Source organism: Tamaricihabitans halophyticus, from assembly GCF_004340875.1.
Taxonomy (GTDB): Bacteria; Actinomycetota; Actinomycetes; order Mycobacteriales; family Pseudonocardiaceae; genus Tamaricihabitans; species Tamaricihabitans halophyticus.
In genome coordinates, this window is sequence record NZ_SLXQ01000001.1 from 107,986 (window position 1) to 133,993 (window position 26,008).

At 67.5% G+C, this 26,008-nt stretch carries 24 protein-coding genes; 17 read left to right on the plus strand and 7 right to left on the minus strand.

The window, feature by feature from the left end; translation table 11 throughout:
- Position 1: 1 nt before the first annotated feature.
- Positions 2-1,186 carry a cytochrome P450 gene (locus EV191_RS00505; protein ID WP_165912770.1) on the minus strand — a complete coding sequence of 395 codons (1,185 nt, stop codon included), beginning with the start codon at positions 1,184-1,186 and terminating at the stop codon, positions 2-4.
- 100 nt (positions 1,187-1,286) lie between these two features.
- Between EV191_RS00505 and EV191_RS00510 the strand changes: the two genes are divergently transcribed.
- Positions 1,287-1,895, plus strand: coding sequence for a TetR/AcrR family transcriptional regulator (locus EV191_RS00510; protein WP_132874810.1), 609 nt, complete (start codon positions 1,287-1,289; stop codon positions 1,893-1,895).
- A 6-nt stretch (positions 1,896-1,901) separates the two neighbouring features.
- On the plus strand, positions 1,902-2,798 hold the full coding sequence (locus tag EV191_RS00515) for an aminoglycoside phosphotransferase family protein (protein WP_132874811.1): 897 nt from the start codon (positions 1,902-1,904) through the stop codon (positions 2,796-2,798).
- A gap of 15 nt (positions 2,799-2,813) precedes the next feature.
- On the opposite strand, the gene EV191_RS00520 is transcribed toward EV191_RS00515, so the two are convergent.
- On the minus strand, positions 2,814-5,381 hold the full coding sequence (locus EV191_RS00520; protein ID WP_132874812.1) for a PEP/pyruvate-binding domain-containing protein: 2,568 nt from the start codon (positions 5,379-5,381) through the stop codon (positions 2,814-2,816).
- 15 nt (positions 5,382-5,396) lie between these two features.
- The gene (locus EV191_RS00525) at positions 5,397-5,876 is read right to left on the minus strand and encodes a nuclear transport factor 2 family protein (RefSeq protein WP_132874813.1); all 480 of its coding nucleotides are present in this window, start codon (positions 5,874-5,876) and stop codon (positions 5,397-5,399) included.
- Between the two features lie 72 nt (positions 5,877-5,948).
- Between EV191_RS00525 and EV191_RS00530 the strand changes: the two genes are divergently transcribed.
- Positions 5,949-6,551: a TetR/AcrR family transcriptional regulator gene (locus EV191_RS00530; RefSeq protein ID WP_132874814.1), complete on the plus strand. Its 603-nt coding sequence runs from the start codon at positions 5,949-5,951 to the stop codon at positions 6,549-6,551.
- A gap of 19 nt (positions 6,552-6,570) precedes the next feature.
- Here the strand turns inward: EV191_RS00530 and EV191_RS00535 are convergent, their stop codons facing one another.
- A complete protein-coding gene (locus EV191_RS00535) occupies positions 6,571-6,987 on the minus strand; it encodes a hypothetical protein (RefSeq protein WP_132874815.1) in 417 nt (138 codons plus the stop codon).
- A gap of 79 nt (positions 6,988-7,066) precedes the next feature.
- Positions 7,067-8,242, minus strand: coding sequence for an alpha/beta hydrolase (locus tag EV191_RS00540; protein ID WP_132874816.1), 1,176 nt, complete (start codon positions 8,240-8,242; stop codon positions 7,067-7,069).
- A 125-nt stretch (positions 8,243-8,367) separates the two neighbouring features.
- Here EV191_RS00540 and EV191_RS00545 point away from each other — a divergent pair, with 125 nt between their 5' ends.
- Positions 8,368-9,153, plus strand: a complete 786-nt coding sequence (locus EV191_RS00545; protein WP_132874817.1) for an SDR family NAD(P)-dependent oxidoreductase — start codon at positions 8,368-8,370, stop codon at positions 9,151-9,153.
- A gap of 35 nt (positions 9,154-9,188) precedes the next feature.
- On the plus strand, positions 9,189-9,683 hold the full coding sequence (locus EV191_RS00550) for a methylated-DNA--[protein]-cysteine S-methyltransferase (protein WP_132874818.1): 495 nt from the start codon (positions 9,189-9,191) through the stop codon (positions 9,681-9,683).
- A 234-nt stretch (positions 9,684-9,917) separates the two neighbouring features.
- Here the strand turns inward: EV191_RS00550 and EV191_RS00555 are convergent, their stop codons facing one another.
- A complete protein-coding gene (locus tag EV191_RS00555; RefSeq protein WP_132874819.1) occupies positions 9,918-10,958 on the minus strand; it encodes a DUF3616 domain-containing protein in 1,041 nt (346 codons plus the stop codon).
- A gap of 127 nt (positions 10,959-11,085) precedes the next feature.
- On the opposite strand from EV191_RS00555, the gene EV191_RS00560 reads away from it, so the two are divergent.
- From EV191_RS00560 to EV191_RS00605, 10 genes are all read left to right on the plus strand, one after another.
- Positions 11,086-12,096, plus strand: a complete 1,011-nt coding sequence (locus EV191_RS00560) for a class I fructose-bisphosphate aldolase (protein ID WP_132874820.1) — start codon at positions 11,086-11,088, stop codon at positions 12,094-12,096.
- A 65-nt stretch (positions 12,097-12,161) separates the two neighbouring features.
- Positions 12,162-13,805: an acyl-CoA carboxylase subunit beta gene (locus tag EV191_RS00565; RefSeq protein ID WP_132874821.1), complete on the plus strand. Its 1,644-nt coding sequence runs from the start codon at positions 12,162-12,164 to the stop codon at positions 13,803-13,805.
- Between the two features lie 11 nt (positions 13,806-13,816).
- Positions 13,817-14,041 (plus strand): acyl-CoA carboxylase subunit epsilon, encoded by a 225-nt coding sequence (locus EV191_RS00570; protein WP_132874822.1) that lies wholly within the window; start codon positions 13,817-13,819, stop codon positions 14,039-14,041.
- A gap of 198 nt (positions 14,042-14,239) precedes the next feature.
- The gene (locus EV191_RS00575) at positions 14,240-15,058 is read left to right on the plus strand and encodes a PadR family transcriptional regulator (RefSeq protein WP_132874823.1); all 819 of its coding nucleotides are present in this window, start codon (positions 14,240-14,242) and stop codon (positions 15,056-15,058) included.
- Between the two features lie 54 nt (positions 15,059-15,112).
- A complete protein-coding gene (locus EV191_RS00580) occupies positions 15,113-16,402 on the plus strand; it encodes a hypothetical protein (RefSeq protein WP_132874824.1) in 1,290 nt (429 codons plus the stop codon).
- Between the two features lie 44 nt (positions 16,403-16,446).
- On the plus strand, positions 16,447-17,070 hold the full coding sequence (locus tag EV191_RS00585) for a Maf family protein (protein WP_132874825.1): 624 nt from the start codon (positions 16,447-16,449) through the stop codon (positions 17,068-17,070).
- Positions 17,071-17,225: 155 nt separating this feature from the next.
- Positions 17,226-18,599 carry a dicarboxylate/amino acid:cation symporter gene (locus tag EV191_RS00590; protein ID WP_132874826.1) on the plus strand — a complete coding sequence of 458 codons (1,374 nt, stop codon included), beginning with the start codon at positions 17,226-17,228 and terminating at the stop codon, positions 18,597-18,599.
- A 136-nt stretch (positions 18,600-18,735) separates the two neighbouring features.
- Positions 18,736-20,535, plus strand: coding sequence for an acetyl/propionyl/methylcrotonyl-CoA carboxylase subunit alpha (locus EV191_RS00595; protein WP_132874827.1), 1,800 nt, complete (start codon positions 18,736-18,738; stop codon positions 20,533-20,535).
- Between the two features lie 92 nt (positions 20,536-20,627).
- The gene (locus EV191_RS00600) at positions 20,628-21,110 is read left to right on the plus strand and encodes a DUF1707 SHOCT-like domain-containing protein (protein WP_207894357.1); all 483 of its coding nucleotides are present in this window, start codon (positions 20,628-20,630) and stop codon (positions 21,108-21,110) included.
- A gap of 35 nt (positions 21,111-21,145) precedes the next feature.
- Positions 21,146-21,694, plus strand: coding sequence for a GNAT family N-acetyltransferase (locus tag EV191_RS00605; protein WP_132874828.1), 549 nt, complete (start codon positions 21,146-21,148; stop codon positions 21,692-21,694).
- Between the two features lie 88 nt (positions 21,695-21,782).
- Here EV191_RS00605 and glpD read toward each other — a convergent pair whose 3' ends face one another.
- Complete coding sequence (gene glpD / locus EV191_RS00610; protein WP_132876042.1) at positions 21,783-23,486, minus strand: glycerol-3-phosphate dehydrogenase; 1,704 nt, start codon at positions 23,484-23,486, stop codon at positions 21,783-21,785.
- Between the two features lie 249 nt (positions 23,487-23,735).
- Between glpD and EV191_RS00615 the strand changes: the two genes are divergently transcribed.
- Together EV191_RS00615 and glpK are read left to right on the plus strand one after the other, a co-directional pair.
- On the plus strand, positions 23,736-24,443 hold the full coding sequence (locus tag EV191_RS00615) for an MIP/aquaporin family protein (protein ID WP_132874829.1): 708 nt from the start codon (positions 23,736-23,738) through the stop codon (positions 24,441-24,443).
- A 40-nt stretch (positions 24,444-24,483) separates the two neighbouring features.
- Positions 24,484-25,998: a glycerol kinase GlpK gene (glpK, locus tag EV191_RS00620; RefSeq protein ID WP_132874830.1), complete on the plus strand. Its 1,515-nt coding sequence runs from the start codon at positions 24,484-24,486 to the stop codon at positions 25,996-25,998.
- Positions 25,999-26,008 lie beyond the last annotated feature (10 nt).

Genomic DNA, 26,008 nt, shown 5'->3' on the forward strand with positions numbered 1-26,008 from the left:
GCTAGTCCCAGGTCACCGGCACCGCAACCGGGCCGGCGTCGGTCCCGCCCTCGCGCCATTCGAGATCCGTCACCGAACCGACCAGCCGCAAGCCCGGCAGCTGCGCGCCGAGTGCTTGCAGCACGGCGGCTAGCTCGGCGCGCGCCAGGTTGGCGCCCAGGCAGAAATGCTGCCCATGCCCGAAGGTGAGTGGCGGCGTCCGGCGCTCGCCGCGAAACCGCTCGGCCCGGAACTCATCGGGTTCGGCGAACTGCCGCGGATCCCGGTTCGCGGCCTCAACCCGCACCAGAACCCGTTCGCCTTCGGCGATTGCCACTCCGGCGAGCTCGAGGTCCTGGTGCGCGAAGCGTGGGAACGGTTCGCCGGTGCGACCACCGAGCATCCGCAACGATTCCTCGACAACGGCCTCATCGGCGCCTGCCTCCAGACCTGGCCCGCTGAGCAGGCGCAACACCCCAACGGCGAGCGCGTTGCTTGCGGTCTGATAACCGCCGGCGACGATGGCCGTCGCCATCCCGACCAGCTCCGCCTCGGTCAACCTACCGTCCGCGTCGTCGCTCACTTCGATCAGCGAGCTGAGTAGATCACTACCCAGACTGGCCCGTTTCGCCGCGATCAGCTCTGCCATATAGGCGCAGAAATCCAACCATGGCGCGGCCGCCAGTTCCGGGTCCGCGCCGTCGGCAAGGGTGGGATCGTAGGCGCTCATCGCGTCGGTAAGTGCCTGAAAATGCGCTCGTTCCGCGATGTCCACGCCGAGCAGTTCGCTGATCACACCGATCGACAACGGTGCACCCAACCCCGCGACGAGGTCGCGCGGAGCCCGCTCGGCCGCGAGCTCGGTAACCTGCCGCGCGGCGAGCTGGTCGATCCGGATCCGCAGCTCCCTGATCGAGCGGGCGGTGAACGCCTTGGCCACCAACCGGCGCAATCTGGCGTGCGTGTGTCCATCTTGGAACAGCGTGTTGTTGTCCGGCGAGTGATATCCGAGCGGAGCCACGCCGAGTCGGCGGTCTGCCAGCGCGCTGGCCGCGGCCTCGTACGAGGTAACCAGCCAGGCCTCCGCGCCGTCCATGGCGAACACTTTGGCTACTGGCGCGGATTCGCGCAGTCGCGCGTACTCCGGCGGTGGATCAAGCGGCCGTGGACGGGAGAACGGCAAGGTATACGGGATCGTGCCGGTCATCGCAGCCTCCATCACGCCGGAACCAGTTTTACATTTCGTCTGCAATGTATCGAGTGGATCGGTAGGTGTCAATGCGACCGCAATGTGAAAGCATGGCGCCATGCCGAAGCAGGTCGATCATCAGGAACGGCGCAGGCTGATCGCCGATGCCCTGCTGCGCGTGGCCGCTGGCAACGGTTTGGAGGCGGTGAGTCTCCGGCATGTCGGCGCCGAAGCCGGGGTCACCTCGGGCATGGTGCAGCACTACTTCCGCACCAAGGAAGAGATGTTGCTGTTCGCGCTGGAAGTGGTCGGCGAACGGGTACAACATCGGCTGGCCGCCGAGGACCACACCACGCTTGCGCCAGCCGAACTGGCCCGTGCCCTACTCGTCCAGCTGCTACCACTGGACGCGGAGCGCTACGCCGAAGGCAGGGTAGCGCTGGCATTCCACGCGTATGCCGCGGTGAATCCCGCGATAGCCGCGGTACTCCGGGAAAACAGCGCCTGGTTGCGCTCGCATCTTGCCGAGCTCATCGGTACCGCCCAAGCGCGCGGGCACGCGGATGCGGGGATCGACCCGACGTCGACGGCCACCGCCTTACAGGCACTCGTGGAGGGGCTGAACCTGCACACGCTCGGCAAGCACTATCCACCCGAGACCGCGTTACAGGTTCTCGACGCGCAGCTCGACGCGGTCTTCCACCGCGGTGCGGCCGAAGTACAGTGACTCCATATGACCGACACCGAACCCGAGATCACCGCCGGCCTGGTCCGCGAGCTGCTGCGGGAGCAACATCCAGACCTTGCCGAGCTGACCATCCGCGAGGTGGCCGGTGGCTGGGGCAACCAGATGTGGCGCCTCGGCGAGGAGTTGGTCGTCCGCATGCAGCGCATGGACCGCACCCCGGAGCTCCAGCGCAAAGAGCGACAGTGGCTACCCGTGCTTGCCCCGCGGCTGCCGCTGCCGGTACCAACGCCGGTGCGATTCGGCGAGCCATCCGAGCGTTTCGCCAAGCACTGGACCGTGATGACCTGGGTTCCCGGCGAACCACTTGACCACGGCAGGATCAGCCGTGGCGCACATGCGGCCGACACCCTGGCGGACTTCCTCGCGGCGCTTCATTCAGCCGCGCCCGCAGACGCTCCGATCGCGACGGACCGTGGCGGTCATCCACGGGAGTACGGAGATGGCTTCGAGCAGTTCTGCCAGGCGGTGGTTCCGGACGAACTCGCCGCCGACGCCCGGTCGGTCTGGGACGACGCCGTCGCGGCCGAAGCGTGGGACGGTCCACCGGTGTGGGTGCACGGCGACCTGCACCCCGCGAACGTCGTCGTCGCGGACGGAACGCTCGCGGGCATCGTCGACTTCGGCGACCTGCTTGCCGGCGATCCGGCGTGGGACCTCGCCGCCGCCTGGCTACTGCTGCCCGAGGGCATGGCAGCGCGGTTCTTCGAAAGCTACGGGCACGCGAACGATGCGACGATCCGGCGCGCCCGCGGGCTGGCCGCGATGAAGAGCTTCTTCCTCATGCTGATGGGGCGCAACGGAGATCGTGGCCTGCCAGGCGGCAAGCCGCACTGGGGCCCCCTTGGCCAGGCGGCACTCGATCGCGTACTGCGGGGCGTTTGACGCAGACGCCAGGCACTACGGGGCACCCAGGATCGTCACCGTGCCCTTCCCGCCATCCACCCGGATCTGGTCCCCGGTGCTGATCCGGGTCGTGGCGTTCCCGCAACCGACCACGGCGGGCACGCCGAGTTCCCGCGCCACGATGGCCGCGTGCGAAAGCGGCGCACCGACATCGGTGACGACCGCGGCGACCCGTGGGAACAGTGGTGTCCAGCCGACATTGGTCAATGTGGTCACCAGAATCTCACCGGGTTGCAGTTGCTCGCCTTCGGTCACCGAGGCGACCACCCGCGCCACGCCTTCCACTACGCCGGCCGCGCCGGCGAACCCATTGATCGCGGCGTCCTCGGCTGGAGCGGCCGTGCCGGTCTGGTGCTCGGCGTCGTAGAAATCGGCCCTGCGTAGCGGATCGGCCGCCCAGGCGACCGGATCGAACCGCCCGCGAATCGCCGTCGGGTACGGCGGCAGCGCGCTATAGCGCGCATAGGCCGCCCGCTGCGCGGGCACGGCGGCCAGAGGTTCCCGCGACCCACCAAGCACCGCAAGGATCTCGTCCAGCGGCAGGAAAAACAGGTCATCGCCGAGTTCCGTGAGCTCGCCCGCACGCAGCACGAAGGCACGCAGCACCCAGAACACGCGCACCATTTCCGAACGCGCCCGCTCCCGTGCCCGCGCGTTATCCGCCACTCGCCGCAGTGTGCGCTCGATTCCCTTGACCTTGCTGGGATGTCGCTGGCGCAACCGCTGCCAGGCCTGCGCGCGTTCGACGGACTGCCGCCGCAGTAGTTCGGTCGGCTCCGCGCCGCCCGCCGCCTGCCGGGCAAGCCAGGAAGGATCCTCGGCCGGGCGCGGTTCGAACAGCTCGAATTCGTTGGCGCAGCGGTGCCCCCATTCCGCCGCGTAGTCCGCGGCGCTGAGCTCACCACTGCGCACCCTGGCCAGCCCCAGTACTGGCCCGAGGCTGGCCAGTTCATCCTGCTCGCTGTGCAGACCGGTCAACAGCGCGTTGGCGTCGGCTTCACCGACCAGATCGCACAACGTCGTCCAGGTTTTGCCGAGCGCGGCCTGCCGTGCGCCCTGATCAAGCGTGGTGCAGGTGTTGTAAAGCAGATCGGACACCTCGGCATGCCACAGCGAGACGAGTTCGGCCGGCTCGGTGGCTTCGCTGATCCGCCGGTGCGCGGCACGGCATCGACGGGGTGTTTCGGCGAGCAGGACGGGCAACCGCCGCCGATAGTTGATGCCCATCCGAAGGGCGGGCAACCCGAGATCAAGGACTCCGCGCAGCGCGGTTCTCGGGGAGATTCGCGGCGAGGGCATGCCCACACCGTCAGGCACGCGGCCGAAGATCTGCTTCGCGGCGCGGCGCGCGATCTTGCCCATCCCGAGCGCGCTGCCAATGGCGATCGTCGTACTGAGATTGAGGTAGTAGCGACCCCCGATATTGCCGGCAAGCGGGAGATCCGCGACCGGCTGCGGGGCGATCACCCGCACCGCCGACCAGGTCGCCGGGGTCATCACGGACGGCACCGCCTCGCTGACGTTCCCGCTCGTCCACAGGTAGTCCCCGGCAAGAGTGTCATTCCACACCGCGGGTTCGACCCGCTCGTCGGCCAGGTTCGTGATCGGCCGAGCCTGCACAATGGACAGCTGCCCCTCGTGCAGTGTCCATTCGATATCCATCGGCATGCCGTACTGCTCGTCGATCCGCTCGCCAAGCGCGGCGAGTTCGCGGGTGAGCGCGGTATCCAGGACCGCCGCGCGGCGCCGCTCCTCGGGCACGGGGCACTCGCGGGTGCCGCCGGCTTCCCGAACCGTCTGTACGGCCTTGTCGTTGATCTCGCGGCGAAGCTCGTCCCCCGGTTCCGCACCGGTACGGCGCGCCACGATGTAGGTGTCCGGGGTTACCTGCCCGCCGACGACGGATTCGCCGAGCCCCCACGCGGCATTGATCATCAGCTCGTTTCGGGCGCCGTTGAGCGGGTTGGCGGTGAACAACACGCCGGCGGCCTCGGCAGGGATCAGGCGCTGCACCACTACGGCGAGCGCGACGTCCTCCGGGGCAATGCCATACCGCGCGCGATAGCCAATGGCTCGCGCGGTCCACAGCGAAGCCCAGCACCGCTTGACCGCATCCAGCAGGGCGTCCGCGCCATTGATATTGAGAAAGGAATCCTGCTGCCCGGCGAAGGACATATCCGGCAGATCTTCCGCGGTCGCCGAGGAACGCACCGCAACGGCAACGGATTCGGCATCGCCGGACAGTCGCTGGTAGGCATCCCTGATCGCGGTCGTGATGGTTGCCGGAATCTCCCTACCGGCAACGGCCTCCGCGATCGACGCGGCCGCCTTGTCCAAACTGTCCTGGTCTGTCGCGTCAGTCTCGGCCACGGTGGCCAGAATGTGTTCCCGCAGGCCATCGCGTGCCACGAAATCGCGATAGGCGTGGGTCGTCACATGGAATCCGGTCGGTACTGGAATGCCGGCGCCGACAAGACGGGCGAGGGAAGCACCCTTGCCACCGACGGTATCCAGATCGGCCGCCACATCCGCAAGGGACAAAACCGGCGAATAGCCACTCATCTACCCATAATTGCACTACCTCCGGATTCGCCGCCGCACGGAATCAATGATCCGCCGCGTGAGCACCGACACAGTTCCGCGCAACCCGAGCGCGCGAAAGCCAGCCAACGGACTCCAGTAGTCCCGCCACATGGCGATCTCGCCATTGTGGACACGAATAACTTGCACATACGGCATCGTGTATGGCTTTCCGGTACTCACCACCACCCCGTGTCCCGAATACTCGGCGATCACGACTTCGGGGTCGCTGGTCCGATGCACGGACATCTCGCCGAACCCGGTCAGCCGCAACGGCGTTGCGGTGATCGAGGTCAGGTATCGCCGGATATTCGCCTTGCCACGCAGGAACGCCGGCACGCCGGGCGGCGCGAACGGCAACTCATGGGTGCCGTCCTCGGCGAACATCTCGGCGAACGCGGCAAGGTCCTTGGCCAGAAACAGCTGCTTTGCCCAGTCCAGCACCCGAACGGTCTCATCGGACAGCACGTCGGTCATCACGCCCTCATTTCAGTCTACAACCGTTGACTGAAATACACGCCGTTCGGTCAACGGCCGTAGACTGAAGGCATGGCTACCGAGCAGCGACCACCATCCAGGATCGAGCGGCGGGAGCGGACCCAACACCGAATCCTTGCCGCGGCACGTCGCCAGTTCGCCGAATCCGGTTATGACCGCACCACGATCCGTTCGATCGCCACCGAAGCCGAAACCGACCCCGGCCTGATCATGCGCTACTTCGGCAGCAAGGAAGCGCTGTTCAACGAGGTCGCCACGATCGCCTCGGACGAACCGCTCGGCGAGACGCCCGAGCAGGTCGCGGAATCCCTGCTGGACTCGTTGGCGGGCAAACTCGCCACGGACAGCGCCGGCACGCTGGCCATGCTGCGCTCGATGCTCACTCGCCCCGAAGCCGCCGAGGAGGTTCGCGCGGCGATCAGCGAACAGCAGCGACTGGCGGCCGATGCGCTTGACGGCACGGACGCCGGGTTGCGCATCGGCCTGATCGGCGCGATCAGCCTCGGCACGATCATCGGCCGCGAACTACTCGGGCTCGATGGCGTAGCCGAGGCCGAACCCGCCGAGCTGATCAACGTGCTACGTCCGGCCGTCCACGCGCTCACCTACGGCGAACCAATGCCGCCACCCACCGCACAACCGCAAGATCCCTAAAGATCGCGGTCTCGGGGCGTCACCAGGCCCGAGTGGGGCGTAGCTGGTCCGCGCCCGGACGGTGCAGCGTCAGCTCCGCGCCGAAGTCAGCCGAGCCATAGTCGCTAATGGACAGTCGAACGCGGCTGGGCGAGACCTCCTGAAGCAGACAGTTGTACCAGCGGTCATCCGCGGCCAGATACACCTGCCACGGCTCGGCAAGGTACTCCAACCCGGTCCGCAGCAGCCGGTCGACCGCCTCGGTGTAGCCAGCTGGCTCGCCAAGCGGATAGCCGAACACGGCCATGGATTGCCAGCACTGCGACGAGGCACCTAGGGACGAGCCACCTAGGGACGAGTCACCTGGAGGCGAGTCGACCGGGGCGACGTAGCCGACCAGCTCACCGTCATCCGGCCGGCGCACCTCCTCGTATTGCCCGGCCTGGTTCGCCCACATCACGCATACCTCCGTTCCCGATCCGTCGGTTCGTGGCAATCCTGCTGTCTCCCCTTACTGGAGAGTCAACGCGAATACCTCAACCGTGCCGGGTAATGAAGCGAGTGACTTCGTGCCTGCTCAACTGGGTCGCGTAGGACGACCAGTTCGAGTCGAAACCGTGGTCCGCGAATGGCAGATACGTGGTGCTGTGCACCACGTTCGCGCCGGCAAGCGCGGCAGCGAGGGACCGGGACTGCTCGACCGGAACCAGATGATCAGCCTCGCCGGCGAGGATCAGCGTGGGCGGCAAGCCCTGCCGGATATGGCTGATCGGCGAGGCCGCCCGATAGCGCTGCGGGAACCGATCGAGCTCACCGCCGAAGAGTTCGCGCAGGATCCCCGTCTGCTTCGCGGTGCGGCCAGGACCGGTCACCGCCTCCGGAAAATCGGTTGGCCCGTACAGGTCGATCACCGATTTGACCTTCGGTTCCGGCAACGGGCAGCTCGGCGAGAACTCCGGATCGCCTCGGGTATAGGCCACCATCATGGCCAGCTGCGCGCCCGCGGACTGGCCGAACACGGTGATCCGGTTCGGGTCGATGTCGAAATCGTCGGCATTGGCCGCGACCCACGCCGCGGCACATTTCGCGTCCGCGATCGAGGCCCGCCACGCGGTGCCCTCCGGCACATCGCCGGCCATCCGGTAATCCGCGGCGAACACGTCAAAACCCCGCTGGCCGAGCAACTGCTTCCAGCGCGGCGCATCCCCGCGTTCACCCGCACGCCAGGCACCGCCATGCAGGTAGAGCACGGCAGGGCGTTTGCCAGGTACCTCCGAGCGCCAGAAATCCATCCGCAGCTGGTGCCCGCCAGGCGCGGCGTAGCGCACGGTGCTGGTCGGCTCCGGCTCGGCGGCGGAGCCGAACGGTTCGCCGAGAAACTCGCCGACCGAGACCTCGGCATGCGCGTCAGCCGCGGCACCCGCCTGGCTCAGTACCGGAACCAGCACGGTCAACGCGGAGGTGAGGACGCACAACCCAGCCAGCACGAGGGCGAGTAGCCGGCGGCCAGCTACCGCGATACCGGCAACCATCAAGCCAAGCATGGTGAGCACCAGCGCAGGTAGCGGCCGGTGCCGAAGTTCGGCGGACAGCCAGGCAATCGGCTGGACGGATACGAACATCGCGAAACACGCGACCACGGCCAGCACCGCGAGCCCCGCGGCCACGCTGGTCAGCACGCGCCGGCCGGCACGCGTTCTCGGTCGGCTCACCACCCGTGCAGCCTCGCACGATTGCCGTGTCCTTGCGGGCGGCGATGAGATGATCTTCAGGTGAACACCACCAGCAGGAGGGAAAAGCCGTTGCCGGCCGCGCCGGGAGCACACAGACTGCGGCCATGATCGATCCTGCACTTGCCGGACGGGTTGTCCTGGTTACCGGCGCGGACCGGGGTATCGGCGCGGCGATCGCGCTTGCCTTCGCCCGCCAGGGCGCCCGCGTCGCGATGCACTACTTCCCGGACGGCGAAGCACCACCGGAGGGCGTCAGCTGGGCGCACTACACCGGCTCGACCGCGCGGGCGCACGAACGGCTCGAAGCCCTCACTGCCGAGGGCGCGGCCGGCGTGCACGCGGTACCGGCCGATCTACGCGATCCGTCCGCCCCACGGGAAATGCTGCACGAGGTACGCGAGAAGCTCGGGCCGGTCGATGTACTGGTGAACAACGCCGCGCATTGCGAGACCCCGGACGGCGCGGACGGCCTCGACTTCGCCGGGCTCGGCCGGCACTACACGGTCAACCTGTTCGCCCCCGCGACGCTGACCGCCCTGCTCGCCGAGCAGGGCCGGCCGGCGTCGGTGGTGCATATCTCCACCGACGCCGCACGGGCGTTCCCGAACCAGGTCGGCTACGGCACGTCCAAAGCCGCGCTCGAGGCGCACACCAGGGCGGCGGCCATCGACCTCGGCCCCGCCGGCATCCGGGTGAACGCCGTGGCCCCCGGTCCGGTGCAGACCGGCTGGATGTCCGATGAACTCGTCGCCGAGGCAACCCCGGCCATCCCGCTGCGCAGGGTTGGTACGCCCAGCGATATCGCCGATGCCGTGGTGTTTCTCAGTTCGGCACAGGCGTCCTGGATCACTGGGCAGGTCATGCAGGTAGCCGGCGGGCATGCGCTGTAGCGCATTGTGTCGGTGAGGTCGGCGATAATGCGGGGATGCGGGTAGATACGCCGATTGGCCCGGTGCATTTCGCGGCAAGCGATGTGGGACTGACGGATGTGCACTTCGGTGGGCCCGGGTTTGCCCAGGATGGGCCGACGGCCGTGCTCGACGAGGTGCGCGAGCAGTTGGTTGACTACTTCGCCGGGCGGCGTCACCGGTTCGACCTGGCCGTGGACTGGGCGGTGGTCAGCGGTTTCCAGCTTGATGTGCTGCGCGCGCTGGATCGTGAGGTCGGGTTCGGCGAGTCGATCACCTACGGCGAGCTCGCCGCGCTTGCCGGCCAGCCGGATGGTTCGCGGGCGGTCGGGGTAGCGATGGCGACCAACCCGATCCCAATCGTGCTGCCCTGCCATCGGGTGCTGGCCAGCGGCGGCGCGCTCGGCGGTTTCGGCGGTGGCTTGGAGATGAAGCGCTGGCTGCTCACCCATGAAGGCCAGCTGCCGCCCACGCTGTTCCCGATCGACGTGCCCGGCCGCGACACCCCGTGACCGCGTGTGACCGCGTTCTTTAGGGTTAGCGCGCTTATCGGGGTAGTCGTGACGGCAAGCGCACCCGCGGATTATCGCGGTCGAGCACCTGGTCAGCCTTCCGGAACAGGGTTCTGCAAGCACACGTTGGCGAGGGGCCAGGCGCTGTGACACCCCGTGACCGCGTTCTTTAGGGATCTTGCGGTTACCAGGTGAGACCGGCTGGGTCACGCCCCGTGACAGCGTTCTTTAGGGTTAGCGTGGCAGGGCGAAAACGTCGGCGAGTACCGTGCCGGGCTGCGGCAGCCGTGTCGATGCTGGACTGTCGTAGACCACGAGCAGGCGATCGTCTGGCAACAAGGCGATGCCCTCGGCGTGGTCCGTTCCCTCGCCGTACGGGATCTCCAGCACCTGGTGCAGATCCTCGCGCCGCACCACGTCCGGAGCCGACAGCGCCGCGGCGCCCGGCCAGCGGAACACCCGCACCGGTCCGTCCAGGTCCATCGTCGGCCCCGCCAGGATCAGCAGATCCTCGCCGTACTCGCACATATCCCGAATGCCGAGCCCACCGAGATCGAGGAAATGCTTGGCATACCGCCGTTTATCGGCAATCTTGGCCAGCTTGAGTTCATCGCCGTCGACCCGTGGCTCAAGCTGAAGCACCGCCGCCCAACCGCGTAGCACCGGTCCGCGCATACCGAGGAACACCCGCTCCGCCCCGGCATCCCCGTGCACCGCGATGCCCTCGATATCGAATCCGTTGTCCTTACCCGGAATGCCGAGAAAAGGCCCGAAATGCTCATCCTCGGCGAGCAGGCCGAACAACCCATGCTTGCCGAGCGCGGCACTACGCCGCCCGTCACTCGCCTCGGCGACCGGCTCGTCACCATCCATCGCCAGCCTGGCAAGCACCCGGCGCGCCGGCTCGGCACTGACCGCCGCGAGCCGTTTCGCGGACTTCTCGTCGTCGTGCTCGTCCTTCACCTTCTTGCGCTTGGCGCTGTGCGAACCAACCACCCACAGGTAGTCGCCGGTGTGTGCCATCCCCTCCACATCGACCTCTTCGTCGGCCGCACCGGGCAACCGAATCAACGTGTCCAGCGCAAAGGTCACATGCTGCCCGTACTCGGCGGGAGCCGAGGGGTCATCGCAGGTCAACCGCTCGATGGTGGCCGTCTCATCACCCGCGATCCAGAGCAGCGAACCATCCGTGTGGATCGCCGAGAGGTTCACGTGGGTGTCCGCCTCGACCGCGTGCGCGGCAAACCGGAGCCGTACCGTGCGCTCAATACCCATCAGCCGGTTCTACCGCAGGAACCGCCCCGACGCAGGTGCCACCAGCGGAATTCACCCGGTGCCAGCAACGAGACCGAACCAGTACCGTCACGGACAACAGACCGCACGACCGACAAGGAGTGTGACCGTGTCGACCACCGAGCTCGCCGCTACCGCCGCCGCGATGGTCGCCCCCGGTACGGGCATCCTGGCCGCCGACGAGAGCACCGGCACGATGGAAAAGCGCCTCGTCGCGCAGGGCCTGCCGGCGACCGAAGAGATGCGCAGGCAATATCGCTCGCTGATCGTGTCCACGCCCCGGCTCGGCGAGTGGATCAGCGGGGTGATCCTCTACGACGAGACGATCCGGCAGGTCAACGACGAAGGCACACCGCTGCGCACGATCGCCGCCGCGGCGGGCATGCTGCCGGGCATCAAGGTGGACAAGGGCGCCAAACCGCTTGCCGGCTCGCCCGAGGAGAAGATCACCGAGGGCCTGGACGGGCTGCGCGAGCGACTGGCCGAGTACGTGAGTCTCGGTGCCAAGTTCGCGAAGTGGCGCGCGGTGCTCACCATCGGCGAGCAGATCCCGTCCGCGACCGCCGTCCACACCAACGCGCATGCGCTCGCCCGCTATGCCGCGCTGGCCCAGGAGGCCGGGGTGGTGCCGATCGTCGAGCCGGAAGTGCTGATGGACGGCGCGCACTCCCTCGAACGCGCCGAAGAAGTGACCACCGAGGTGCTGGCCGCGGTCTTCGCCGAGTTGCGCGCCCAGCGGGTCGCGCTGGAGGGCATCGTGCTGAAGCCGAACATGGTGGTGGCCGGCACGGACTGCCCAGCACAGCCGAGTGTGGCCGAAGCAGCCGAGGCGACCGTGCGCACGCTGCGGCGTACCGTGCCCGCGGCGGTACCCGGGATCGCGTTTCTTTCCGGCGGGCAGAGCGATGCGACCGCGACGGCGCATCTGGACGCGATCAACCGGCTGGGGCCACTGCCCTGGCGGGCCACGTTCTCCTTCGGCCGCGCCCTGCTGGCGCCGGCGCTGCGCGCCTGGGCTGGTGCACAGGAGAACGTCCCCGCAGCCCAGCAAGCGCTTGCGCATCGTGCGGAGCTGAACGGCGCGGCCAGCAGCGGCGCGTATGACGCAACCCGCGAGTAACCCAACTCGTGAGGTAAACAACGTCGTACTACCACACGGCGAGTACGGGGATAGGCTCGCGGGTTATGAGCAGCGCCACGGAGCCCATTGGATCGCCGCCCGACGACGAGCCGGATATCCACACCACCGCCGGCAAGCTGGCCGATCTGTACCGCAGGAACGAGGAGGCGGTACATGCCGGCTCCGCGCGCGCGGTGGCGAAACAGCACGAAAAAGGCAAGAAGACCGCCAGGGAGCGGATCGACGCGCTCCTTGACCCCGGCTCGTTCGTCGAACTGGACGACCTGGCCAGGCACCGGTCCACGAACTTCGGGCAGGAGCGCAACCGCCCGTACGGCGACGGTGTGGTGACCGGTTACGGCACCGTGGACGGCCGGCCGGTCTGCGTGTTCAGCCAGGACGTGACGGTGTTCGGCGGCAGCCTCGGCGAGGTGTACGGCGAGAAGATCGTCAAGGTGATGGATCTGGCGATCAAGACCGGCCAGCCGATCATCGGCATCAACGAGGGCGGCGGCGCGCGGATCCAGGAAGGCGTGGTCTCGCTCGGCCTCTACGGCGAGATCTTCATGCGCAACACCAAGGCTTCCGGTGTGGTTCCGCAGATCTCGCTGATCATGGGCGCGAACGCGGGCGGGCATGTGTACTCGCCCGCGCTCACCGATTTCGTGGTGATGGTCGACAAGACCTCACATATGTTCATCACCGGCCCGGACGTGATCAAGACGGTAACCGGCGAGGACGTCGGTTTCGAAGAGCTGGGCGGCGGACGCACGCACAACACGCGGTCCGGCAACGCGCACTACCTCGGCGCGGACGAGGACGACGCGATCTCCTACGTCAAGGAACTGCTGAGCTTCCTGCCCTCGAACAATCTCGCCGAGCCGCCGGTTTTCGGCGCGGCCCAGCCGGACGGCGGCTCGCTCGCGGAGGCGATCACCGAGGACGACCAGGAGCTGGACACGATCATTCCGGACTCCACGAACCAGCCTTACGACATGCGCGAGGTGATTACCCGCGTACTGGACGATGGCGAGTTCCTCGAGGTGCACGAGTTGTTCGCACCGAACGTGGTCTGCGGTTTCGGCAGGGTCTCCGGGCGCAGCGTGGGCGTGGTGGCCAACCAGCCGACCCAGCTCGCCGGCTGCCTGGATATCGACGCCTCCGAGAAAGCGGCCCGGTTCGTGCGCACCTGCGACGCGTTCAACGTGCCGGTGCTGACCTTTGTGGACGTACCGGGTTTCCTTCCGGGAACCGACCAGGAGTGGAACGGGATCATCCGGCACGGCGCGAAGCTGATCTACGCCTACGCGGAGGCAACCGTGCCCAAGGTCACGGTGATCACCCGCAAGGCCTACGGCGGCGCGTACGACGTGATGGGCTCGAAGCATCTCGGCGCCGATCTCAACCTCGCCTGGCCTACCGCGCAGATCGCCGTGATGGGCGCGCAGGGCGCGGCGAACATCGTGTACCGCAAGACGTTGGCCGAGGAGGCAGCCAAGGACGGCGGCGACGTGGACGGCTTGCGGGCGCAGCTGATCCAGGAGTACGAGGACACGCTGTGCAATCCCTATGTGGCCGCCGAACGCGGCTATGTCGATTCGGTGATCCCGCCCTCGCATACCCGCGGACACGTCGTCCGGGCGCTGCGGATGCTGGCGGACAAGCGCGACACGCTGCCGCCGAAGAAGCACGGAAACATCCCGCTGTAGCGGAGGTTGTGATGACTCAGGAACCCGAGGCGCGGCCGATGCTTCGCGTCGTGCGTGGCAACCCGGACGACGCCGAGCTGGCCGCGCTGACCGCGGTGGTCGCCGGGTTGGGCTCGGACACCGAGGAGGCCCCGCCACCGCGATCCCGGTCGCGCTGGGCCGACCGGGCGGCGCTGGTTCGGGGACAACTGCGCCCCGGCCCCGGCGCCTGGCGCGCCGCGGTCGAACGCAGGTAGCTGGCGCGCCCATCGGGGCGCGCTCTCCTCTTTCCCGCGTCAGGCGCGGGCACCCGTGGTATTCCGCTGGCGATTCCGCGCGCCCAAAAACTCTGGGCAACGTTGCATCGCGATAGTTTCCGATATATCGTAAACATATCGCGTTCGATCGAGGCGATCGTGGCGTGATCACCATCGTGAAAACCCAGAGGAGCAGAAATGAACGCATATATCGGACAGTTCCCCGGAGATACGCCGTTTCATCGGCTGTCCCGGCTGGCCAGCTCCGGGTTCGGCCGAGTCCGGACCCCGCATGCGGACCACCCCCAGCACACGGAGCACCCCGAGCACACGGAGTTCGGGATCGACTTCGACCTACCGCCGCAAATCCCCGGCCGCCCACCGGGACCGCCCCGGCCGCCGTTCCCGCCCGGCGGGCCATGGCAGGGTCACCCCGGCGGACCCGGTTTCCCTCCCGGCCCGCCGGGACCGCACGGACCAGGCCAGCGCGGCCCGGGCGGCCGACGCGGCGGCAGGGGCCGGCGCGGCAAGCGCGGCGATGTGCGCGCGGCGATCCTGGCACTGCTCGCGGAGCGGCCGATGCACGGCTACGAGATGATCCAGGAGATCAGCGAGCGCAGTGGGCAACTGTGGCGGCCGAGCCCCGGCTCGATCTACCCGACCCTGCAACTGCTCACCGACGAGGGTCTGATCAGCGTCACCGAGGGCGGCGGGAAGCGGCGCTACGAGCTGACCGAGGACGGCCGCACCGCGGCGGAGGCACTCGAGGAAAAAGCGCCGTGGGAGCAGATCGCCAAGGAGGCCGACCCAGACTACCTGGATATCCGGGAAGCGGCTGGCCAACTGCGGGAGGCGATGCTGCATGTCGTGCGGGCAGGCAGCCAAGCACAGCTGACCAAGGCAACCGAGGTGCTCAACAGGGCACGAAGGGAGCTGTACGCCATCCTCGGCTCGGACCCGAGCGAACTGGACACCGAGGACGACACGGGCGGCGAGGAACACGACCCGCGTGGGTGATCAGTTAGTGGCAAGTAGGGTGACCGTGCCGTCCGCTGTTCGGGGAGGACCGCTGTGGCCTGGTGGGGTTGGGTTGCGATTGGCGTTGGCGTCGCCATCGTCGTATGGCTGCTGCTGCGCAGCGTGCTCCTTGACGAGGTGCGCCTGCATCGCAGACAGCTTGCCGGACTCGCCTCCCGCTCCGGCTGGCGGTACTACGCGGGCGCGCACGGCGCCCTTGCTTTCCTGCACGGCGCCCCCTTCGAACGGGGCGCGAGCAGGTCCGCCAATCATCTGCTGATCGGCAACGACCGGGGCCGCACCGTCGGAGTACTCGAGGTGGCCTGGCGCTACGCGGCAACCACGGGCAGCGGATTCGACGGGCACGCTTCGGCCGCGCTGATCGAGCTGCCCAGCCCGCAGCCGGAACTGGTGGTGCGCGCCCAGGGCAGCGGCGCCGACATGCTCGACCGGATCGGCGTACGCGATCTCCAGCTGGAAAGCGTGCAGTTCAACCAGGCATTCCAACTCAAGACCGAGGTCGACCGGTTCGCCTACGACGTGCTGCACCCCCGGATGATGGAGTGGCTGCTCGCGAACATGCCGCGTGAGCTGTCCTTGCGGATCGACGGCCCGCTGCTGGTCGTCTGGCGAAACGGTGGGCTCGCCGGGCCGACGGAAGCCGAGAAACTGCTGTGGTTCGCCCAGGAAATCCGCGATCGGCTACCGGATTTTCTGTGGAGCCGGACCTGGCAACCGCGGTTGGGCCAGACGCACACGCCACTGTCCGCGATCCCGCAGTGGGCGTTCGGACCGGTACCAACGGATATCCCGCTGAACGTACACACCGTGCAACATCGCGGATATACCGTGGAAGTCTTCGAGCAGTACAACACCAAACTGCTCGGCACCAAACCACACTGGGCGGTCTCCGCGCAGGTGTTCGTGCCCGTGCTGTGGCCAACCGCGGTGGTGCGCTCCCGGCAGTACGCCGGAATCAAGCCCGGCGCGCAGGGGGCCGATTTCACCGATCGCATCCCGCTGAACGATCCGCGGTTCGAGCGCATGTTCGCGGTCGGCAGCCCGAATCCGGCATTCACCGGCGATCTGCTGCATCCGGACTTTCGGCAGTGGCTGGCGGGCGATCAACGGATCGCCGGTACGCAGCTGGTCACCATCACCGGACTCGTCGAGCAGGATCGGCACAATCCGCAGGCGCATCACCGCGGCATGCTGATCATCTGCCGGCCGGGCCGGATCAGCGATCCGGGCCTGGTGACCAACCTGCTCGAGGTGGCCTGCGACGCGACCGAACGGGTGCCGAAGCCGGCGTTTCAGCACACCGAGCAGCGGTTGCCATCCTGATCGCGCCTGACCGCGCGGCACGGTGCCGCCAGTACGGTGTAGCCGTGCGATTCATTCTTGCCTCAGCATCTCCTGCCAGGCTGTCGCTGCTGCGGGCCGCCGGCATCGAACCCATCGTGCGGGTGTCCGGCGTGGACGAGGACGCGGTCTCGGCGGCACATCCGGACGCCGGCCCAGCCGAGCTGGTCACCGCGCTCGCCATGGCGAAAGCCGAAGCCGTGGTGTCCACAGTGGGCACGGAGTTCCCGGACGCCGTGGTGGTCGGCTGCGACTCGATGCTGGAATACGGCGGCCAGGTGGTTGGCAAAGCCGGCTCAGTGGAGATCGCCCGCAAGCGATGGGCGGCGATGGCTGGCGACGACGGGCTGCTGCACACCGGCCATGCCGTAGTCCGGCTTGGCGGCGGGGTGGTCACGCACCGGTCGAGCGGGGCACGGCTGACCCAGGTGCATTTTGGTGTTCCGGACGAGGACGAGCTCGCGGCGTATCTGGCTACCGAGGAACCCCTTTCGGTTGCCGGATCGTTCACCATGGATGGCTACGGCGGATGGTTCATGGAGGGCGTCACCGGTGATCCGTCCTGCGTGATCGGCATCAGCCTGCCGCTGACCCGCCAGCTACTCGGCGAGGTCGGGGTGCGGATTATCGACCTATGGCGAAGCGAGTAACCCGCCCGGTGGATATTTCACTCAATCGAGTCTCAAAATGTGAGAAGTAGTTACTCTCTGGTGCGAGTACGGAAGAGTCCTTGCGGGTGCGGGGTTGACGAGTAGAGATTGATCCGCACAGGTCACTACCGATTAGCCGACGAACCGGAGTTGTCGTGTCCATCATCCGCACACTTGGCAAACCCAAGTTTTTCGCGATCAGCGTGCTCGTCGCGCTGGTACTCGGCGCGCTGGTCGGGGTACTCGCCCGCCAGGCCGAACTGGCGTGGCTGGTGGAGACACTGGACACGCTCGGCACCCTGTTCGCCAGCCTGCTCCAGCTGACCGTACTGCCGCTGGTGTTCACCGCGATCATCGTCGGGGTCACCAGCCTGCGGCACCTCGGCGGTACCCGACTCGCGGCCCGGCTCGGCGGTAAGACCGTGCTCTGGTTCGCCACCACCTCGCTGATCTCGGTGCTGATCGGGATCGGGCTCGGCGCGCTGATCAACCCGGGCAGCGGCGTATCGCTGCGCCCATCCGATGAGGCGCTCAGCGAGCTCGCCGACAAGGATCAGGGCTCCTGGACGGATCTGGTGAACGGTTTGGTGCCGAGCAATGTGTTCAGCGCCTTCGCCGACGGCGAGATCCTGCAGGTCGTGTTCGTCGCGCTGCTCGTCGGCCTGGCTGCCTACGCGCTCGGCGACAAGGCCGAGCCGTTCATCCGGGTGAACCAGTCCGTTTTCGACCTGGTGCAGAAGGTGCTCAGCTGGATCATCCGGCTCGCCCCGATCGGTGTTTTCGGGCTGATCGGCAACGCCTTCGCCACCTACGGCGAGGAGTTCGCCCAGCCGCTGCTTTCCCTTGTCGTGGCAGTCTACCTGGGTTGCCTCGTGGTGCTGTTCGTGGTGTACCCGATCTTCCTGCGCACGGTCGGCAAGGTCAGCCCGATTCTCTTCTTCCGGAAGGCATGGACCGCGATCCAGTTCGCGTTCATCTCCCGCTCCTCGGGCGCCACCCTGCCGCTTGCCCGGCAGACCGCGGTCAACCTCGGAGTGGACTCCAGCTACGCGAGTTTCGCGGTGCCGCTTGGCACCACCACCAAGATGGATGGCTGCGCGGCGATCTATCCCGCGATCGCCGCCATGTTCATCGCGAACCTGTTCGGCATTCAGCTCGGTTTCGTGGACTACCTGCTGATCGTGGTGGTCGCGGTGTTCGGCGCGATCGCCACCGCGGGCGTGACCGGCTGGTTCACCATGCTCACCCTGACGCTGAGCACGCTTGGCCTGCCGCCGGAGCTGATCGCCACCGGGATCGCGGTGATCTACGGCATCGACCCGATCATGGACATGATGCGCACCGCGACCAACGTGACCGGCCAGATCGCGATCCCCACCTGGGTAGCGCGCACCGAGGGCCTGCTGGACGACGGGCAGCTGAACACGCCCACCGGCCCGCCGCTGCTCTCCGGTGAACCGGCCGACCCGGCAAAGGACCAGGCAACGGACCCAACAACGGACGAGGACTCCTCGAAACAACCCGCCTAGCCAGGCGCGCCTGAGCGTGGGGTTTGTCACCGCGGGTTCCGACAGGCAGCGCTGACCGTAAACTCCCCTGCAGGCCCCCGCCCCATCAGCTGAGGCCGACCGGGGGCGCGGTGCGTACTGGTACAAGGAGGTAGGCGTGCCCGAGCTGGCCGATAACGGCGCGACAGCCACGCTGCGCAAGGTCCTGATCGCCAACCGAGGGGAAATCGCGGTACGGGTCGTCCGCGCGTGCCAAGACGCCGGGCTGACCAGCGTCGCGGTCTACGCGGACCCGGACAGGGACGCACCCTTCGTCCGGCTGGCCGATGAGGCCTTCGCGCTTGGCGGTAGCACGGCAGCCGATTCCTACCTGGTCTTCGACAAGCTGCTGGACGCCGCCGCGCGCTCCGGCGCGGACGCCGTGCATCCCGGTTACGGCTTCCTGTCCGAGAACGCCGACTTCGCCCAGGCCGTGCAGGATGCCGGGCTGATCTGGATCGGCCCGGACCCGCAGGCCATCCGGGACCTTGGCGACAAGGTCACCGCCCGGCATATCGCCACCCGTGCGGGCGCGCCCCTGGTGCCCGGCACCAAGGACCCGGCGGCCGGCCCGGCGGAAGTCGTCAAGTTCGCCAAGGAGCACGGCCTGCCAGTGGCCATCAAGGCCGCGTTCGGTGGCGGCGGCCGTGGGTTGAAGGTCGCGCGGACCATCGAGGAGATCCCCGAGCTGTTCGAGTCGGCCACCCGCGAGGCGGTCGCCGCGTTCGGTAGGGGCGAATGCTTCGTGGAGCGCTACCTGGACAAGCCGCGCCACGTGGAGGCACAGGTACTGGCCGACAAGCACGGCAACGTCGTGGTGGTGGGCACCAGGGACTGCTCGCTGCAGCGCCGGCACCAGAAACTCGTCGAGGAGGCCCCCGCGCCGTTCCTTTCCGCCGAGCAGCGCGCCACCATCCACGAGTCGGCGAAGCGGATCTGCGCCGAGGCCGGCTACTCCGGCGCGGGCACGGTGGAATACCTGGTCGGCCTGGACGGCACGATCTCCTTCCTCGAGGTGAACACCCGACTACAGGTTGAGCACCCGGTCTCGGAGGAGACCACCGGTATCGACCTGGTGCGCGAGCAGTTCCGGATCGCCGCCGGCGAACGGCTGCGCTTCACCGAGGACCCCACGCCGCGCGGGCATTCCATCGAGTTCCGGATCAACGGTGAGGACGCGGGCCGCAACTTCCTGCCCGCGCCCGGCACCGTCACCCGGTTCGTGGCACCGGACGGACCGGGCGTACGCACCGATGCCGGCGTGGAATCCGGCAGTGTCATCGGCGGGCAGTTCGATTCACTGCTCGCCAAGCTCATCGTAACCGGCGCGGACCGCACGCAGGCGCTGGAGCGCTCGCGCAGGGCGCTCGCCGAAATGGTTGCCGACGGGTTGGCGACGGTGCTGCCGTTTCACCGCGCGATCGTGCGTGATCCGGCGTTCGTCGGCGATGAGAGCGGGTTCCAGGTCCACACCAGGTGGATCGAAACCGAGTTCGAGAACACCATCGAGCCTTACACCGACGGGGTGCCGGCCGAGGACGACGCCGAGCCCCGCCGCACGGTGGTGGTCGAGGTGGGCGGTCGCCGGCTCGAGGTCTCGCTGCCCGGTGATCTGGCGGTTGGCGGCGGTAACGGCGGAGGTGGCGCGGCAGCGAAAGCGAAACCGCGTAAACGCGGTGGCAGCGGCAAGGTCGCGACCAGTGGAGACGCACTCACCGCGCCAATGCAGGGCACCATCGTGAAGGTCGCCGTCGAGGATGGCCAGCAGGTCGAGGCCGGTGAGCTCATTGTGGTGCTCGAAGCGATGAAGATGGAGAACCCGGTGACCGCGCACAAGGCGGGCACGGTGACCGGCCTTTCGGTGGGCGTCGGCGACCCGGTCACGCAGGGCATCCCGTTGTGCGAGCTGAAAGATTAGCCCCGAAAGCCCGCTAACCTTAAAGAACGCGGTCACCGAGCGGGGTTGAGTTCGCGGAGAAGCTCTCAGCGTTTCCTCGGTACGATCGAGGGGTGAGCGCCGAAGAGGAATCGCGACTGCGGTTATCCGATGCCGAGCGCCAAGAAGCCATCGATGCGCTCGGCGAGCATTTCCAGACCGGCAGGCTGGATATGGCCGAGTACGGCGAACGTACCGCGCAGGTCACCGCCGCGCGGCTGCGGAGCGAACTGCGACCGCTGTTCGACGATTTACCCGAGCCGAAGCCGAGCGTGCTGCGCGAGCAACAGCCACAACGGGACTACCGGATGCCCCGGCAGGAGCCCGCTGCGCGCCAGGAACCGTACCCGCGACAACCGGCGCAGGTCTCCCGACGTACGGTCGGCGATGCGGTCGCGGCGGCGGCCATACCGATCGCCGTCATCGTCGCGGTGGTGTTGTTCTTTACCGTCGCCAAGGTCTGGATGGTCTTCATGCTGCCGGTGCTGGTTGGCATGTTCCTCGGCGCATGGCGGGACGGCGGCAACCGAAGGGGCTGCGGCCGGCGATTCCGCTGAACTGAACCGTGGAACCGACCCGCTACCGTGGTGTCGTGGAGCCAGTGGAGATCAACGCGGGCACGTACTACCTGCGCCAGTTGCGCACGGACGAGTTCATCGACGATCGGCCGGCACTGGTCGAGACGTTCGCCGACGAGGAAACGGTGCGCTACCGCAGTGCCCGTATCCCCGACCTGGCCGCGGCCAGCGAGTACATCGCGCTGCGCGCCGAGCAGTGGCGGAGCGATCAGCGCTACAGCTGGGCGGTGGCCAACCAGACCACGGGGGAACTACTCGCCGAACTCACCCTGACCAATCTCGCGCCGCGCGATCGCTTCGCGGAGATCACCTGCTGGACCCATCCGGCGCATCGCGGGAACGGCATCGTCGTGGCCACCATCCCCGCCGTACTGCGCTTCGGCTTCGGCGCGCTCGACCTGCACCACGTCAGTTACCAGCATGCGGTGAGCAACACGGCGTCCCGGCGGGTCGCGGAGAAATGCGGCTTCCTGCTCGATGGCCGGATGCGCGAGGCCTACGTTGTGGACGGTGTCGCCGAGGACCGGCTGGTGTGGTCCCGGCTGTCCACCGACGAGGACTAGCGACCCCGATAACCCTAGAGAACGCGATCACGCGGTACGACCGCAAGATCCTTAAAGAACGCGGTCACGGGGCGTCACCGAGCCGTGGTCAGCCCGTCGTGGTCAGGCCAGCGCGGGCTTCGGGCGCGGCCGAGCGCCGCGCGTCGGCGGCGTGGTCGTCCGGCTGCTGCTGGGAATCCCGCTCGGCGTCCACCCGCGCGGTGTACACCTCCACCTCGCGCTGGATCGTGGCCTCATCCCAGCCGAGCACGTCACTGATCAGCTCGGCCACCTGCCGCGCGCAGTCCACCCCGCGATGCGGGTACTCGATCGAGATACGGGTACGTCGGGCAAGCACGTCCTCGAGATGCAGCGCGCCTTCGTGGCTCGCCGCGTACACCACCTCGGCGCGCAGATAGTCCGGCGCCGCGTCCACCGGGCGCAGCAATTCCGGCCGGTCCTTGGCGAGGCCAAGCACCTCGTGCACGAGTGCGCCATAGCGGTCGAGCAGATGGCGCACCCGGTACGGATGCACCCCGTGCTCGCTTGCCAGCCGATCGGCCTGGTTCACCAGCGCGTGGTAGCCGTCCGCGCCGAGCAGCGGCACCTTGTCCGTGATGGACTCCTGAATACGGCCGGGCAGATCCACCGACACCGCGTCCACGGCATCCGCCGCCATCACCCGATAGGTGGTGTATTTCCCACCTGCGATCGCCACCAGACCGGGCGCCACCCTGGCCACCGCGTGCTCCCGGGACAGCTTCGAGGTTTCCTCGCTTTCCCCGGCGAGCAGCGGGCGCAACCCGGCGTAGACGCCTTCAATATCGTCATGCGTCAGCGGCGTCGCCAGCACATTGTTCACGTGCTCGAGCAGGTAGTCGATGTCGTGCCGGGTCGCCGAAGGGTGCGCGAGATCCAGGTTCCAGTCGGTATCCGTGGTACCGATGATCCAGTGGTTTCGCCACGGAATCACGAACAGCACGGACTTCTCGGTGCGCAGGATGATCCCGGTTTCGGAGACGATCCGGTCGCGGGGCACCACGATGTGTACGCCCTTGCTTGCGCGTACCCGGAACCGTCCCCTGCTGCCGGAAAGGTTCTGCAACTCGTCGGTCCACACCCCGGTGCAGTTGACCACGGCCGCCGCGGCGATCTCGGTTTCCGCGCCATCTTCCATATCGCGCACGCGTACGCCCGAGATGCGGTCGGCCTCGCGCAGGAAGCCAACGACCTTTGTGGACGTGCGCACCACGGCGCCGTAATGCGCGGCGGTCCGCGCAACCATCATGGTGTGCCGCGCGTCATCGGCCTGCGCGTCGTAGTACCGGATGCCGCCGACCAGCGCGCTGCGTTTGATACCCGGCGCCATCCGCAACGCGCCGGCCCTGCTGAGGTGTTTCTGGCCAGGCACCGACCGTGCCCCGCCCATCGTGTCGTAGAGGACCAGACCAGCCGCGGTGTACGGCCGTTCCCAGATCCGTTTGGTCAGCGGGTAAAGGAAACTCACCGGCTTCACCAGATGCGGTGCCAATCTGGTGAGCATCAGTTCCCGTTCGGCCAGTGCCTCGCGCACCAGGCCGAACTCCAGCTGCTCCAGATAGCGGAGTCCGCCGTGGAACAACTTGCTCGACCTGCTCGAGGTGCCCGAGGCAAGATCGCGCGATTCCACCAGCGCCACCCGCAGCCCCCTGGTCACCGCGTCCAGCACCACGCCAGCACCCACGATGCCGCCGCCGATCACGACGAGGTCGAAGTTCTCCGAACCGAGCCGCTGCCACGCCCGCGCGCGTTCCTCGGCGTCCAGCCGCCCCAGTCGCTGCGTTGCCCCAACTCGCTCAGTGGACACGGTGCTCCCCTTCTCCGGTCGGCCTCACTTTTCCCACACCCCACCCGCCACGCTACCGGCTTCGGGGGGAGTGCGCGCGACACCGCCCGGGTTGGGCCTTTTGGTACTTGTCCAACCGCCGGCCGGGGGATAGCGTCCCTGCGCACCAGGGGACTTCGCGATGTCGAGACGAGTCGCGCCAGAACCCATTCCCGGTAGCGGAACATGGAGGTTCAGGTGGGTGCGGGGAGCATTTTCGTATGGGAGCTACTTGGCACCGCGGCGCTGATTCTGCTCGGTGCCGGCGTCGTCGCCAACAATGTCCTGCGCAAGACGAACGGGAACGACACTGGCTTCCTGTTCGTGAACATCGGCTGGGCGTTCGCGGTGTTCGTCGGGGCAAGCATCGCGGCACCTGCCGGGGCGCACATCAACCCGGCGGTCACCCTTGGTACGGCGATCGCGGGTGACACCGCATGGGCGGATGTGCCGATCTATATCGCCGCACAGCTCGTCGGCGCGGTTATCGGTGCGATGCTCTGCTGGGCGACGTACAAGACCCAGTTCGACGACCACCCCGAGCCGGAGAACACGCTCGGTATCTTCTCCACCGTGCCGGCGATCAGGCACAACTTCTGGAACCTGGTCACCGAGATCATCGGTACCTTCGTGCTGATTTTCTGGATCCTGACCAACCCGATGGACAACGAGGCGCTCGGCTACGCCGGCGTCGCCTTCGTCGTGTTGGTGATCGGTACTTCGCTCGGTGGCCCAACCGGTTACGCGATCAACCCGGCACGTGACCTCGGACCGCGGATCGCTTACGCGTTGCTGCCCATTCGCGGCAAGGGCAGCGCACAATGGGACTACTCCTGGATACCCGTCGTCGGACCGCTGATCGGCGCATCGCTTGCCGCGCTGCTCTTCCTCGCCCTACCGGCTTGATCAGCGCCGTAGCCCCGGGACGCCGAGAAAGGAAGGCTAGATGACCTCGTACGTGGCCGCTATCGACCAGGGCACCACGTCCACCCGCTGCATGATCTTCGACCACTCCGGCAACGTCGTCGCGGTGGACCAGATGGAGCACGAGCAGATCTTCCCGAAGGCTGGCTGGGTGGAGCACAACCCGGAGGAGATCTGGAACAACACCAGGGAGGTCTGCGCTGGCGCGCTCGCCAAGGCGGACATGAGCCCGAAGGACGTTGCCGCGGTCGGGATCACCAATCAGCGGGAGACCACCGTCGTCTGGGACCGGGCGACCGGTAAGCCGGTGTACAACGCGATCGTCTGGCAGGACACCCGCACCGACCGGATCGTCAGCAAGCTCGGCGAACTCGGCGGCGGGCAGGAGCGCTACCGGGACCGCACCGGGCTGCCACTGGCCACGTACTTCTCCGGCCCCAAGATCAAGTGGATCTTGGACAATGTGGACGGTGCGCGGGAGCGCGCGGAATCCGGCGACCTGCTGTTCGGGAACATGGACACCTGGGTGCTGTGGAACGCGACCGGTGGCACCGATGGCGGCGTGCACGTCACCGATCCCACGAACGCCTCACGCACGCTGTTGATGGACCTGGACACGCTGTCCTGGAACCACGAGATCTGCGCCGAGATGGGCATTCCGACCTCGATGCTGCCGGAGATCCGGTCGTCTTCCGAGGAGTACGGGAAGATCCGCACGAAGGGCGCGCTCGGTGGCGTGCCGATCGCCGGCATCCTCGGCGACCAGCAGGCGGCGACGTTCGGCCAGGCCTGCCTTTCCCCCGGTGAAGCCAAAAACACCTACGGGACCGGCAACTTCGTGTTGCTGAACACCGGAACGGACAAGGTGATGAGCGACAACGGGTTGCTCACCACGGTCTGCTACAAGATCGGCGCGCAGCCGACCGTATACGCGCTGGAAGGCTCGATCGCGGTCACCGGTTCGCTGGTGCAATGGTTGCGGGACAACCTGCGCATGATCGACAGTGCCCCGGAGATCGAGCAGCTTGCCAAGGGCGTCGAGGACAACGGTGGTTGCTACTTCGTACCCGCGTTCTCCGGGTTGTTCGCGCCGCACTGGCGTTCCGACGCACGCGGCGCGATCGTCGGGTTGACCAGGTACGTCAATCGCGGGCATATGGCGCGGGCGGTGCTCGAGGCGACCGCGTTCCAGACGCGCGAGGTGATCGACGCGATGAACGCCGATTCGGGTGTTCCGCTGAAATCCCTCAAGGTCGATGGCGGGATGGTCAGCAACGAGCTGCTGATGCAGTTCCAGGCGGACATCCTGAACGTGTCGGTGGTCCGGCCGAAGGTCGCGGAGACCACCGCGCTGGGTGCTGCCTACGCGGCGGGGCTGGCCGTCGGGTTCTGGTCGAGCGAGGAGGACATTCGCTCGAACTGGGTCAAGGACAAGCAGTGGGATCCGGAGCTGGATGACGCGTCCAGGGAGCGGCAGTACCGCCAGTGGCAGAAGGCGGTTACCCGCACCTTCGACTGGGTGGACGAGGACACCTAAGCACGCACCG

What these genes read in the sequence shown, in the direction of transcription:
- EV191_RS00505 (WP_165912770.1), bottom strand. Translation starts at nt 1,186, where the DNA reads ATGACCGGCACGATCCCGTATACCTTGCCGTTCTCCCGTCCACGGCCG.
- EV191_RS00510 (WP_132874810.1), top strand. Translation starts at nt 1,287, where the DNA reads ATGCCGAAGCAGGTCGATCATCAGGAACGGCGCAGGCTGATCGCCGAT.
- EV191_RS00515 (WP_132874811.1), top strand. Translation starts at nt 1,902, where the DNA reads ATGACCGACACCGAACCCGAGATCACCGCCGGCCTGGTCCGCGAGCTG.
- EV191_RS00520 (WP_132874812.1), bottom strand. Translation starts at nt 5,381, where the DNA reads ATGAGTGGCTATTCGCCGGTTTTGTCCCTTGCGGATGTGGCGGCCGAT.
- EV191_RS00525 (WP_132874813.1), bottom strand. Translation starts at nt 5,876, where the DNA reads ATGACCGACGTGCTGTCCGATGAGACCGTTCGGGTGCTGGACTGGGCA.
- EV191_RS00530 (WP_132874814.1), top strand. Translation starts at nt 5,949, where the DNA reads ATGGCTACCGAGCAGCGACCACCATCCAGGATCGAGCGGCGGGAGCGG.
- EV191_RS00535 (WP_132874815.1), bottom strand. Translation starts at nt 6,987, where the DNA reads ATGTGGGCGAACCAGGCCGGGCAATACGAGGAGGTGCGCCGGCCGGAT.
- EV191_RS00545 (WP_132874817.1), top strand. Translation starts at nt 8,368, where the DNA reads ATGATCGATCCTGCACTTGCCGGACGGGTTGTCCTGGTTACCGGCGCG.
- EV191_RS00550 (WP_132874818.1), top strand. Translation starts at nt 9,189, where the DNA reads ATGCGGGTAGATACGCCGATTGGCCCGGTGCATTTCGCGGCAAGCGAT.
- EV191_RS00555 (WP_132874819.1), bottom strand. Translation starts at nt 10,958, where the DNA reads ATGGGTATTGAGCGCACGGTACGGCTCCGGTTTGCCGCGCACGCGGTC.
- EV191_RS00565 (WP_132874821.1), top strand. Translation starts at nt 12,162, where the DNA reads ATGAGCAGCGCCACGGAGCCCATTGGATCGCCGCCCGACGACGAGCCG.
- EV191_RS00570 (WP_132874822.1), top strand. Translation starts at nt 13,817, where the DNA reads ATGACTCAGGAACCCGAGGCGCGGCCGATGCTTCGCGTCGTGCGTGGC.
- EV191_RS00575 (WP_132874823.1), top strand. Translation starts at nt 14,240, where the DNA reads ATGAACGCATATATCGGACAGTTCCCCGGAGATACGCCGTTTCATCGG.
- glpK (WP_132874830.1), top strand. Translation starts at nt 24,484, where the DNA reads ATGACCTCGTACGTGGCCGCTATCGACCAGGGCACCACGTCCACCCGC.